The following is a 12,699-nucleotide window of genomic DNA, read 5'->3' on the forward strand; positions in this document are numbered from 1 at the left end:
AGCGGTGTGCCGCACCGGCGTCGCCGCTCAGAACGGCGTCGCCGCCTCCTCCGGCGGGCGGCCCCAGGCGCGGCGAGCGTCGGCCACCGCCACCGCCGTGAGGACCAGCGCGGCGAGGATCGCCGCGACGAGCGGCGCGAGGCGCACCAGCAGCGGTGCGGGCAGCAGCAGCGCGGCGATCCCCACCAGCCGGGACGGGGAGACACGGCCGAACACCTCGTACTCGAAGCGGGCCCGGCCGGCCAGGAACACGGCCGGCCCGCCGAGGATCATGGCCAGCCAGGGCAGTTCGTTGTGCCCGGCCGGATGCTCGATGACCAGCTCGTAGCCGATCGCGGTGGCGACCACCCCGATCACCATGACCAGGTGGGTGTCGGCGGCGGACCGGCCGACGGTGGCCGGATGGGCGGCCCGGGTCACCGCCTCGCCCAGGATCTGCCCGGCCCGCTGCACGTAGATCCGCCACAGCAGCACCGAGGTCGCGAGCGCGACGGCGAACGCGGCGACCATGCCCGGGCTGGTGGGGGAGCGGGTGAAGGCCAGGCCGGCGAGCAGGATCGTCTCACCAAGCGCGACCAGGAAGATCTGCTGGTAGCGCTCGGCCAGGTGCTCGCCGTGGATGTCCCACCGGGAGACGGTCGAGCGGCCCAGACCGGGCATCGGCCAGCCGAACCGGGCGGCGAGGTACTCCAGCAGCAGTGCCGTGGTCCAGAGCACCACCCGGGCGCTGCCCGGCAGCAGCGCGCCGGCCAGCCAGAGCACACCCGTGGCGCAGAACGTGATCAGCATGCGCAGCTTGAGCCGGCGGTACTGCTGCCTGTGCAGCACCAGCACGAGGATCGCCGGCCGGCTCACCTGGGCCACCACGTATGCGGCGGCGAACATCAGGCCGCTGTGGCTGAACGCGCGCGGGATCGCCACCCCCATCACCATCGCCGAGATCAACGCGGTGATCACGATGACCTGCAACCACAGGTGGTGCGGGTCGTAGCGGCTGGTGGTCCACGCCGTGCCCTGCCAGACGGCCCAGAGCGCGAGCAGCAACAGCAGTGTCTTGCCGCCGCCGGTCACCGCCGTCCAGCCGGTCTGCCCGCCCTCCAGCACCAGGTCCTCGAAGGCGCGCGCCGAGATCCGGGTCAGCGCGAACACGTACACGAGGTCGAAGAAGAGTTCCAGGAACGTGGCCCGGTCGGGTCCGCCGCCGGAGCTGCGCAGCGCGGCCGGCTCGGCGGTCCTCACCGCCGGGCCCCGTCCCCGGTCCGACTCATGCGGCAGTCGTAACACTCTTTCCCGGCAACTCGGAGCGGATCACCCATATCTGCCTGGATCTTGCTCCGGGCGCTGCCGGACGGGCACCATCGACGGGTGACGAACCGATGGGGAATGACCGTGCCGTTGGGCGGAATTCCGCTCGCCGACCACGCCGCTGTCTACGCGGCCCTGGACGACGCCGGGTTCACCGACGTCTGGTCGTCGGAGGTGGCCGGCGCCGACGCGTTCACCCCGCTGGCCCTGGCCGCCGCGTGGTCGCCACGGCTGCGCCTCGGCACCGCGATCACGCCGGTGTTCACCAGAGGGCCCGGACTGCTCGCGATGAGCGCCGCCGCGCTGGCCGAGGCCGCGCCGGGCCGCTTCGCGCTCGGCGTCGGCTCCTCCTCGCCGGTGCTGGTACGCGACTGGAACGCGATCGCGTTCGACGAGCCGTTCAAGCGCACCCGGGACGTGCTGCGGTTCCTGCGGGCCGCGTTGCGCGGCGAGACCGTCGACGGGGCGTTCGACACGTTCGCCGTCCGGCGGTTCACGCTGGAGCGCCCGCCCAGCGTGCCGCCGCCGGTCGTGCTGGCCGCGCTGCGCCCCGGCATGCTGCGCCTGGCCGCCGCCGAGGCCGACGGGGTGATCCTCAACTGGCTGGCCGCCGACGACGTGCCGACCGCGCTCGCCGAGGTGGGGGAGCGCCGGCCCGGCTTCGACGTCGCCGCCCGCATCTTCGTCTGCCCCACCGAGGACGCCGCCTACGCCCGCGCACTGGGCCGCCGCATGATCACCGGCTACCTGACCGTGCCCGCGTACGCCGCCTTCCACAGGTGGCTGGGCCGCGAGGACTCGCTCGGCCCGATGTGGGAGGCCTGGGCCGCCGGGGACCGGCGGGGCGCCTCCGCCGCCGTACCGGACGAGGTGGTCGACGCGCTGGTGCTGCACGGCTCGCCCGAGCAGTGCGTGGCATCCGTCCGCCGGTACGCCGACAACGGCGTCGACGTGCCGGTCATCGCGGTGCTGCCCACGCCGGAGATCACCGAGGGCGGCGCGGCGGCCTGGATGGACCTGCTGCCCCGGCTCGGCCCCGGAAAGGTGGCCTGAGATGAACCTGACCGACCGGGTGGTGGTGATCACCGGAGGGGCCGGTGGGATCGGCGCGGCGCTGGGCCGCCGGTTCGCCGCCGAGGGCGCCGCCGCGATCGTCCTGGCCGACCTGGCCGCCGACGCGGCCCGCGCGGCGGCCGAAGCGATCGGCCCGGTCGCGAGCGGCGTCGGGCTGGACGTCACCGACGAGGCGGCGGTGCACGCGCTCGTCGACGAGACCGAGCGCCGTCACGGCCGGATCGACCTGTTCTGCGCCAACGCCGGCGTGGCCACCGGCGGTGGCATCGACGCGCCCGACGCCGACTGGGACCGGGCCTGGAAGGTGAACGTGCTCGGGCACCTGCACAGCGCCCGCGCCGTGCTGCCCGGGATGCTCGGCCGGGGCCAGGGACACCTGCTGCTCACCTGCTCGGCGGCCGGACTGCTGACCGCCGTCGGCGACGCCCCGTACACCGCCACCAAGCACGCCGCCGTGGGTCTCGCCGAGTGGCTGGCGATCACCTACCGGGACGCCGGCATCCGGGTCAGCGCGCTGTGCCCGCAGGGCGTGGACACCCCGATGCTCGCCGACGGCCTCGCCGAGGGGCACCTGGGCGCCCGGGTGATCGCCGCGTCCGGGACGATCCTCACCCCGGACCAGGTCGCCGACGCGGTCGTCGCCGGGCTGGCCGAGGAGCGGTTCCTGATCCTGCCGCACCCCGAGGTCGCCGACTACGCCCGCCGTCGCGCCGAGGACCCGGACGGCTGGCAGGCCGGGCTGCGCAAGCTCGTCCGGAAGCTGCGCGCCGGCTCCCCTCAGTCGTGACGGATCGACGGCGATTCAGCCGTCGCCACCGGCTCCGCCGCCGGCGGTCCGGACCGGGTGGGCAGCAGGAGGGCGGCGACTGCTGTGCCGGCCGCCAGTACGCCGATCACGAGCCAGACCGTGGTGATGAGGGGCAACTGCTGCCCGGCGATGCTGCCCGCCGAGGCACCCACGACGGTCGCGGCCATCTCGGCGGCGGAGAAGGCGGATCCGACCCGGCCGAGCTGGCGGTCCGGGGTGTGGCGCTGGACCTGAACCTGGACCAGCATCAGCAACGCGCCTCCGGGCAGGCCGGCCAGGGCGATGAAGACCAGCGCGGCGGCGAAGTGGTGGATGAGGAAGAGCCCCGCGAAGCAGAGGGTGATCGCCGCCAGGCAGCCGGTGAACGACAGCCGGAGGAGACCGCTTCGGGACAGCACGTTGCCGACGTACGCGCTGGCCAGGAAGCCGCCGCCCAGTGCGGCCATGAGCACGCCGACATCGCCGGCGTCGCCGCCGAGGACGCTGATGACGTACGGCACGAGAAGCACGTTCAGAGCGGCGTTCGCCATCAGGAAGATGCTGGAGACGCCGAGCGTCGTGCGGAGAACGGGATGCCCGAAGAGGAAGGCAAGACCCTCCCGGATCTGCCCCCGGAAAGCGGCCAGCCAGGACGACGTGCCCGGCCGGTGTCCGTCGTCGGCCACCCGCAGCCGGCCCATTCCGAAGATCAGTACGGCCGAGACCAGGTACGTCGCGGAGTCGATCAGCACCAGAGCGTCGAAACCCACCAGGGCGTAGAGCGCGCCGCCCAGGGGCGCGCCGGCGAGGCGGACGATGCCGCTCGCCACCGTGTTCCAGGAGTTCGCCGCCTCCAGGTCACCGCCCCGGCCGACGATGGCGGGCACCACCGCCCGGGCCGCGGGCTGGAAGACGTGCCCGATCGCGCTCTCGAAGAACATCACCGTGTAGAGCAGCCACAGCATGCCCGGATCGTCGACCACGACCAGCGCGAGCACGACGGCCATGCGCAACAGGTCCGCGCCGACCATCACCGCGCGCCGGTCCCACTGGTCGGCCAGCACCCCGGCCAGGGGCGCGAAGACGATCGCGGGCAGGGTCTGCGCGACGAAGGCGAAACCGCTGCTGAGCGTCGACCCGGTCATCGTGTAGACGTGAACCGGTACCGCGACGATCATCAGCCAATTGCCCAGGTTGGACAAGAGCGTACTGGTCCAGAGCAGACGAAAACGCCGGTTCCTGATCCAGATCACCGCTCACCCTACTTCCGTAAGCCGGCCGCCGGTGCCCCACTCAGGACGGCTCGTAGAGGTACCGGCCCGGCGATCCGGTTACGGCTGTTGATCAGCGTCGCCACCGGAGCGGCCCCGGATGGACCGCCCACAGCACCTGTCGCCACCGCGACCGGGCCGAACGCAGCGCGTCGGCGAAGCCGGCGCTCAGCCGTGCGGCCCGCTCCGCCTGTTCCGGCGTGACGCTGCCCGGCGCGAAGCCCGCCTGGTTGAGCAGACCGGCCAGCTCGTCCACCACCGCGCCATCCGGGTCGCCGCTCGCCGCGCCCTCTCCGGGCCGCGCCGCGCGCGCCTCGGCGAGCGTCCGGCGGGCCCGCTCGGCGACCTCGGCCGCCGCCAGGTCCGGCCCGACCGGGTGCCCGGCCAGCCGCAGCGCGTCGGTCAGCTCCCGCCACGCACCGGCGACCCGCTCGCCCGGGTCACCGGCGTCCAACCGGGAGCGGGTCAGCCGGCGGCGCATCGCCACGAGTACCGCCAGCACCGCCCCGACCACCAGCAGCAGGCCACCGGCACCGCCGCCGACCAGCACCGGCGTGCCGAGCCCACCCTCGCTCCGGCCGGGCGCGGGCGCGGCGGCCGAGGGAGTGGCGCTCGGCTCCTCGGTGGGCGCCGGCACCTCCGACGGCGGCGGATCCTCCGGCTGCGGCCGGAAGTCCTCCTCCACCGGGCGGGGCTCGGAGTCCGGACGCGGCATCGGGTCGAACGGCACCCAGCCGACGCCGTCGAACAGCACCTCCGGCCAGGCGTACGCGTCGGCGGCCCGCACCGGACCGTCGCCCTTGGGCTCGAACCCGACCACCACCCGGGTCGGCAGGCCGGCGAGGCGGCCGAGCACCGCGAACGCGGCGGCGAACTGCTCCGACGTGCCCCGCTGCCCGCCGCCGTTACGCGGTCCGAACAGGAAGAACGCCAGGTTCGGGTACGCGTGCCCGCTGGGCGCGTCGGCTGTCACCCGGTAGTGCTCGGCCAGGAACGCGGCGATCGCGTCGGCGCGCGCGTACGGGGCGCCGTTCGACTCGGCGAGCTGGGTGGCGAGCCGTCGCACCGGCTCCGGCGCGCCGTCGGCCACCCGCAGCACCCGGGCCACCTCGTCACCGGCGGGCACGTTCGCCGTGGGCAGCAGGTTCGCGTCCGGGCGCTCCCGCACCGACGACACCTCGTACCGCAGGCCCGGCGCGAGCCCTTCCGGCCGGATCAGCGTCCCGGTCGCCGGGTCGTACGCCACCCGCGCGCCGGTCACCTCGCGCGGCGTGGGCACCGCCGGCAGCAGCCGCCCGCTCAGGTCGCCGACCGTGATCTCCTGGCGCACCTCGTCGGTGGCCGCGTTCGGGGCCGGCTCGGCGGCGGGCAGGATCCGCCCCGCGTTGCGGTACGTGGCGCCGACCCGCCAGGTCACCCCGTCGTAGTCGCTGAGCACCGCCAGCCGGATCCGCGGCGACCCGTCCCCGGCCGCGCCCCCGCTCGTACGCACGTCGAGCAGCCGCTGGTCCGGGTTGAGCGCCCACCCGGAGATCCGGATCAGCGGATTCTCGTCCAGCGACTCCACCCGGGGCGGCTCCACGTAGCGGCGCGGGTCGACCGGCCGCTCGTCGACCCGGGCGGCCACCACCGGGGCGAGCAGCGCCGCCAGCGCCACCACCACTGCGAGCCCGGCCGCGCTCGCCGCCACCAGACGCAGCCGTACCGCCGCGCGTACCGCAGGACTGAGGCCGGCGACCGGATCGGGCGCCGGGCCGTCGCGGCGCCCGGGCGTCGCCAGGCCGGCCGCCGCGACGGCCGCGAACAGCACCGTCGGGCCGATCGCCGGATCCGCGTTCGGCCCCACCACGTAGAGCGCGCCCGCGTAGAGCAGCGCCGGCGGCAGGTAGCCCAGCAGCACCCGCCCGGCCCGCAGCGCCACCTCGGCGGCGGTCAGCCCGGCCAGCCACGCCGCGACCACCGGGACCAGCACCGTGTCCGGGGCCGGTTCGACCGGGATCATCGCGGTGAGCAGCCGGGGGATCGCGTTGCGGGCCGCGTCGGCGGTCACCTCGCCGAGCCCGCCGGGCAGCGCCGCGTGCGCGGCGGCCAGCCGCAGCGACAGCAGTGTCCACCCGGCCAGCGCGGCCACCGACAGCGGCGCGACCAGCCAGGACGGCAGCCGCCGGGCGGCCACGCTGACCAGCACCGAGCCGACCGCCGCGCCGGCCATGAGCCGGGTCAGCAGCGGGTCCGCGTACACCCGGCCCAGCACCACGCCGGAGAGCGCAACCAGCACGATCAGCGCGGCCGGGACCGGCACGGCCCGCAGCGCCCGGGCCACGCGCCCGTCCGCTGGCGGTTCGACCTGCGGCGGCGTCACCACCGGCGGACCCCGTCCCACTCGGCGGCGAACGCCGCGCCGTCGGCCGCGTCCAGCACCGTGAGGCCCGCCGCGCCCGCCGGTGTCGGCCCGTCCGCGCCGAACATCCCGACCACCACCGACGGGTACGCGCCGCGCAGCGCGCCCACGTGCCCCAGGTCGTCGCGGCCACCCGGCCCGGTCAGGAAGACGAGCGTGTCGCCGAGCCGGTCGCGGCGCAGCCTGCCCGTCGCGGCGGGCAGCACGTCCGGCCCGGCGTCCGCCAGCTCCACAGCTGCGAGCCGGTCCAGCGGCCCGGCCGCGCCCGCGGGCTCCACCTCGGCCGGTACGACGAGCAGCAGGTGCACCGGCAGGTCCTCCCGCACCGCGGCGGCCACCACCGACGCCGCCGCCTCGCACGCCGACTCGAACGACTCCGCGACACCACCGGCCCGGTCCGGGTGCGCGGATGCGCGGTTGTCCAGCACCACAACCAGTCGCGGCAGGCTGGTGTCCACGTTCTCCCGCACCATCAGCTCGCCCACCCGGGCGCTGGTGCGCCAGTGCACGCGGCGCAGCTCGTCGCCCACCACGTACTCCCGCAGCGAGTCGAACGTGATCGACCCGTGCGGCACGCTGTCGGTACGCCCGTCCAGGCTGCGCCCGGCGCCGGTGGGCACCGCGGAGAGCGGGTGGATGCGCGGGTGCACCCACACCGGCACCGTGCCGCCGTAGCCGCGCGCCAGCGCCACCAGGCCCAGCGGATCCCGGCGCACCACCCGCAGCGGCCCCACCGGCACCACCCCACGCCGATGTGTCGGCACCTCGTACCGCGCCACCGTGTCCCGGCCCGGGCGCAACCGCAGCAGCGGCACCGGCACGAGCGCGCCGGCGCAGCGGTCCTCGGCCACCAGGTTCGCCGCCCGCAACCGGCCGGTGTTGCGCACCGTCAGCTCCATCGCCGCCGGCTCACCCCGGGCCACCCGGTCCGGGTCGGCCCGCCGCTCGACGCTCAGCCGGGGCCGCCAGGCCGCGTTCACCACGGCGTAGCCGACCGCCACGCCGGCCGCCGCGCCGAGCACCGTCAGTTCCGGGTACGCGTACCGGAACCCCACGCCGAGCAGCACCAGGGCGGCGACGAGCAGCCCGATGCCACGGGCGGTGATCCCCACGCTCAGCCGTGCACCGCTGTGGCCTGGCCCGACGGCAGCGGCACCGGCACCGACGCGACCGCCTGGCGCAGCACCCCGGCGGGCGTCACACCACGCACCTGCGCGTCGGGGGTGAGCAGCAGCCGGTGCGCGAACACCGGCTCGACGAGCGCCTTCAGGTCCTCCGGCATGATCCAGCCGCGGCCGTCGATCAGCGCGTACGCGCACGCCGCCCGGGTCAGCGCGATCACCCCGCGCGGGCTCACCCCGACCCGCACCTGCGGATGGGTACGCGTCGCCGCGGCCAGCCGCACCGCGTACGCGTAGAGCGGCTCGGCGATGTGCACCCGCCGGGCCATCTTCACCATCTCGCCGACAGTCGCGGTGTCGGTGACGGCGGTCAGCGAGTCGGGGGAGCGGACCGTGGCGCCGCGCAGCACCTCCACCTCGACCGCCTCGTCCGGATAGCCGACCGACAGCTTCACCAGGAACCGGTCGAGCTGGGCCTCGGGCAGCCGGTAGGTGCCGTCCATCTCCACCGGGTTCTGCGTGGCCACCACCAGGAACGGCTGCGGCACCGGGTGCCGTACGCCGTCCACGGTGACGGTCCGCTCCTCCATCACCTCCAGCAGCGCCGACTGCGTCTTCGGGGACGCCCGGTTGATCTCGTCGGCGATGACGATGTTGGCGAACACCGGCCCTGGGTGGAACTCGAAGCCCCGGCTGGCCTGGTTGAAGATGGTCACCCCCGACACGTCGGAGGGGAGCAGGTCCGGCGTGAACTGGATCCGCCGCCACTGCCCCTTCACCGTCGCCGCGACGGCCCGCGCCAACGTGGTCTTGCCGACGCCCGGTACGTCCTCCAGCAACACGTGCCCCTGCGCGAACAGCGCGGTCAGCGCGAGCCGCACCACCTGCGGCTTACCGAGCACGACCGCGTTGACGTTGTCGGCCAGCCGGGCGGCCAGGGCGGCGAAGCCCTGCACCTCCGGCTGGCTCAGCGGTTCGTGCGTGTTCACGGGTGTGCCTCTCGGACGGTGCGGTCAGCAGGCCGGCAGGACGTTGAGGTCGTCGCCGCCCTCCAGGTTGAGCCAGGCCCACGGGATGTACGTCTTGCCTTTGTACTCCACCTGGATCCACCAGGTGCTCCGCTTGTTGTTGTTGTAGATCCAGGCGTCCACGTCCTCGCCCTTCACCTTGCAGTACGTGCGCAGCCGGTGGCCGTCCGGCACCCAGCCGGCCTGCCGGTCGTTGTCCTGCCTCGGCACCTCGAAGATCTCGTTGCCGTTGCGGCCCGGCACGTCCTTGTCGCAGTACGTCCGCTGGTCGCCGTCCGGACCGTTCTTGCAGGTGGCGACGCCGTACACCGGGTCGGTGGTCTGCGCGCGCGAAGCGGTGCCCTTACCGGCGGCGTTGCTCGCGGTCAGCGTCACCGTGTACGCGGTGCCCGGCGTCAGCCCGGTCACCCGCAGGCTGGAACAGCTGCCGCTCGCCGTCTTCCCGCCGGTCGCCGCCGTGCAGGTGGCGCGCCCGCCGCCCGCGTCCACAGTGAACGTCACGGTCACCGACGTGGCGTCCGCCGACGAGCCGGTCACCGTGATCCGGGGCTCGGCCACCGTCCGCGCGGTGGTGCTCGCCTCCGGTCCCGCCCCGGCTTCGTTCACCGCCTTGACCTTCACCGTCACGTTCTGGCCGTTGCCCAGGCCGCCGACAGTGGCCTGCACGTCGGTCACCTCGACGGACTTCCCGGCGGCCTCCACGACGTACTTCGTCACCGGGCGGCCGTTGTCCACCGCCGGGGACCACTGCACCGCGATCGTGCCCGGCTGGTCGGCGACAGTGGACGCCCGCAGCTCCGTCGGCGCCTTCGGCGTGGTGAACGGCACCACCGTGTTGCTCACCGGCGACGCCTTCGACCCCGCGCCCTTCTCGCTCACCGCGGTCACGGTGAACGCGTACTGGGTGCCGTACTCCAGTTGCCCGGCCGGCACCACCAGCTCCGTCTTCGCCGACTCGCCGGCCGGGGCGCTCGCGCCGGCCGAGGTCGCCGTCACCGCGTACTTCGCGATCTTGTTGCCCTGGCCGTCGGCCTCGGGCCAGCTCACCCGCACCGTGCCGTCCGGCCGTGCCTCGGCGGTCACCGACGCCGGCGGGTCCGGCACCTCGGCGGTCGGCACCACCGGGTTGCTGCGCCGCGCCGGACCCTCACCCTTGGCGTTCACCGCGTGCACCGAGAACGTGTACGTCTCACCGTTGGTCAGACCCGTGATCTCCAGCGCACGCTGGTTCGCGCCGACCTGGTGGGTCTGACCGGCGCCCTCCACCACGTACCGGGTGATCTCGGCGCCGTTGGACGCGGCGGCCTGCCAGCTCACCCGCGCCGACGCGTCACCAGCGGCGGCCGTCACCGACTTCGGCGCACCCGGCTTGGACACCTTGGGCTTCTTCGGCGGGGGCGGCGGCGGAGCGACCGGCGGCGGGTCGCCGCCGAGCACGTCGTTGGCGTACTTGTCGACCTCACGGACCTGGTTGCGGTCGTCGACCACCTGCGCGGTGGAGGAGTCCGGCGGGTTGATGAACAGGTGGTTCTCGCGCACCTCCAGCTCGACCGGGCCGGGGCGGCCGGAGCCCTTCACGGTCTGCACGAGCTGACCCTCGGTGTCGAAGGCGTACACCGTGCCGGTGTTCTCGTCGGCGCAGTAGAACCGGCCCGCCCACGACACCGCCGGGCTCAGCCGGGCGCCGGTGCCGGGCACCGTGAACCGCTTCACCTCGCGGCTGTCCCGCACCACGTGCACCGACCGGTCACCGGAGACCGTGACCGGCACCTGCGGCCCGCTGGTACGCGTCGGCAGGTTCCCCGGCGCGGTCATGCTCAACTCCGCCCGCTGCGTCTGCCCGCCGACCACAGTCACCAGCGACGCCGAGGTGCGGTCCAGCACCGCGACACCCTCGTCCAGGGTGGACACCACCAGCTCGTGCGCCGGCTCGGCCACGTCGTACGTCTCGACCCGCTTCGGGCTGAGCCCGGCGGGCGGCGCGTCACCGGGCGTCTCCGGCAGCTCGGCGGCGGTCACAGCCGAGACGGTGCCCTCGCTGGGCACCGCGATCCACAGCTTGCCCGCGCCGTCGAACGTGCCACCGGTGATGCCCGGCGGATAGCGGACCGGCTCGCCCACCGGCGTCAGCGCCCGCGGGTCGAGCTGCCGGACGATGCCCTGCACCGCGTCCACCACGAACGCCGCGTCCTCGTGCAGCGCCACACTCACGCCGAGCCCCGGCGCGGTCGGCGTGGTGGCCGTGATCTGCAACGTCGCCAGGTCCAGCGAGCTGACCCGGCCGGTGTTGAGGTCGCGCAGGATCAGCAGCCGGTCGGTCTGGGCCACCTGCATCTGGTGCCGGCGCCCACCCGGCACCTCCATCCGGGTGTCGACCCGCGCGGTGACGCCGTTGACCCGGGCCAGCTCGCTGCGGGTGGTGCTCCACAACCAGGAGGACGCGTCGAAGCTCGCCACCGCGTTGTCGGCCGCACCCAGCCCGAGCACCGTCAGGCCCATCGCGGCCAGCAGCGCGGCCACCGTGCCGATGGTCACCAGCCCGCCGCGCATCCGCGACCGTGGGCGGGCCGGCTCCGGCCCGGTGCCCGTGACGTCCTCGATGGTGGTCACTGCCGGCTGCCTCCCCGTGTCGGTGCGGGAGAACCGCCGAGCACGGCGGACCCTCCCCAGAGCCGGGAGCCATCATAGGTGCCGTGCGGAGCCGGTGAAACCCGCACCGTCCTCCTGTGGACACCGAGCGTGTCGTCTCAGTTCGGCGTGCCGCCGCCCTCCCGGTCCGTGCAGACCTGGCCCGAGGTGGCGTACGAGTCGGTCGAATAGACAGCCAGCACCGTGAAGCAGTAGTCCAGCTTCGCGCTCAGTCCGTTCACCGTGTACCGGGTCTGCCCGGCGTCCACAGTGGCCATCACCCCGAGCTTCTGCCCGGCCCGGCCACCCGCCACCACGAACGGCACCCCACCGTTCGTCGGATCGGTCCAGGTCACCGTCACGGTCGTGGTGTCGTCGCGCAGCTTCAGGTCACCCGGCGGCGGCCCGGCCACCTTCGGCGACGCGGAGCCGGACGCGGGCGCGGGTGCCGGAGGCGGCGCCGCCTCCCGGTTCAGCAACACCGCGCCGACACCGACCACCGCCACCACCGCGAGCACCGCACCGCCGACCACCAGGGCCAGCACCGTCCGATTGCGGCCCGACCGCTCCGGCTCCATCGGGTACGCGCCCTGCTGCTCGACCGGCTGCTGGTGGAACATCGGCGGGGTCGCCGGCCACGCGCTCTGCTCCGGCTGGGCCGGCGGCTCCGGTCGCGTGGACTCGGGGAAGTCCAGCAGATCCTCGTAGATCGTCATCGGCCGGTTCGGCTCCGGCGCGTCCCGCTCCGGTTCGCCGGCCGTGTCGGCGGGCGCCGGGTCGTCCTCCTCCGGCTCCGGGTCGGTGGGCCGGTCGACCGGCTGGGACGGGGCGACACTGCTCCACGGCGGCGCGACCATGCCCCACGGCGGTACGGAGGAACCGCTCACCGGCGCGGCGCTGACCGGTGCCGCAGGTGGTCCGCTCACGGGCGGCGGATAGGTGCCGGGGGGAGCGCTCACCGGTGGGTGTCCGGCGGGCGGCGCGCTGACCGGTGGTGGGTAGCCGGGGCCGGGCGGCGCGCTGATCGGCGGTGGGTAGCCGGGGCCGGGTGGTCCGCTGATCGGCGGGCCCGGAGGCCCGCTCA

General features: G+C 74.7%; 9 protein-coding genes. 2 read left to right on the top strand and 7 right to left on the bottom strand.

Annotated features, from left to right (window positions below; all coding sequences use genetic code 11):
* Positions 1-27: 27 nt before the first annotated feature.
* Positions 28-1,239, bottom strand: coding sequence for a low temperature requirement protein A (locus ACN27C_RS19245; protein WP_120569061.1), 1,212 nt, complete (start codon positions 1,237-1,239; stop codon positions 28-30).
* A 144-nt stretch (positions 1,240-1,383) separates the two neighbouring features.
* Here ACN27C_RS19245 and ACN27C_RS19250 point away from each other — a divergent pair, with 144 nt between their 5' ends.
* Together ACN27C_RS19250 and ACN27C_RS19255 are read left to right on the top strand one after the other, a co-directional pair.
* Positions 1,384-2,358 carry an LLM class F420-dependent oxidoreductase gene (locus ACN27C_RS19250; protein ID WP_114920899.1) on the top strand — a complete coding sequence of 325 codons (975 nt, stop codon included), beginning with the start codon at positions 1,384-1,386 and terminating at the stop codon, positions 2,356-2,358.
* A gap of 1 nt (position 2,359) precedes the next feature.
* Positions 2,360-3,166 (top strand): SDR family oxidoreductase, encoded by an 807-nt coding sequence (locus ACN27C_RS19255; RefSeq protein ID WP_422747173.1) that lies wholly within the window; start codon positions 2,360-2,362, stop codon positions 3,164-3,166.
* Here ACN27C_RS19255 and ACN27C_RS19260 read toward each other — a convergent pair.
* From ACN27C_RS19260 to ACN27C_RS19285, 6 genes are all read right to left on the bottom strand, one after another.
* Positions 3,157-4,419 (bottom strand): MFS transporter, encoded by a 1,263-nt coding sequence (locus ACN27C_RS19260; protein WP_422747175.1) that lies wholly within the window; start codon positions 4,417-4,419, stop codon positions 3,157-3,159. The two genes, ACN27C_RS19255 and ACN27C_RS19260, sit on opposite strands and share 10 nt — an antisense overlap.
* Positions 4,420-4,510: 91 nt before the next feature.
* On the bottom strand, positions 4,511-6,820 hold the full coding sequence (locus tag ACN27C_RS19265; RefSeq protein WP_422747178.1) for a transglutaminaseTgpA domain-containing protein: 2,310 nt from the start codon (positions 6,818-6,820) through the stop codon (positions 4,511-4,513).
* Positions 6,796-7,950 (bottom strand): DUF58 domain-containing protein, encoded by a 1,155-nt coding sequence (locus ACN27C_RS19270; protein WP_422747180.1) that lies wholly within the window; start codon positions 7,948-7,950, stop codon positions 6,796-6,798. The genes ACN27C_RS19265 and ACN27C_RS19270 overlap by 25 nt, the downstream gene beginning before the upstream one ends.
* 2 nt (positions 7,951-7,952) lie before the next feature.
* A complete protein-coding gene (locus tag ACN27C_RS19275; RefSeq protein WP_422747182.1) occupies positions 7,953-8,948 on the bottom strand; it encodes an AAA family ATPase in 996 nt (331 codons plus the stop codon).
* 24 nt (positions 8,949-8,972) lie between these two features.
* Positions 8,973-11,537: a fibronectin type III domain-containing protein gene (locus ACN27C_RS19280; protein ID WP_422751650.1), complete on the bottom strand. Its 2,565-nt coding sequence runs from the start codon at positions 11,535-11,537 to the stop codon at positions 8,973-8,975.
* 197 nt (positions 11,538-11,734) lie between these two features.
* Positions 11,735-12,541: a fibronectin type III domain-containing protein gene (locus ACN27C_RS19285; protein ID WP_233586229.1), complete on the bottom strand. Its 807-nt coding sequence runs from the start codon at positions 12,539-12,541 to the stop codon at positions 11,735-11,737.
* Positions 12,542-12,699: the final 158 nt, after the last annotated feature.

Origin of the sequence: Micromonospora sp. WMMD1219 (assembly GCF_049315215.1) — a bacterium.
GTDB lineage: Bacteria > Actinomycetota > Actinomycetes > Mycobacteriales > Micromonosporaceae > Micromonospora > Micromonospora tulbaghiae.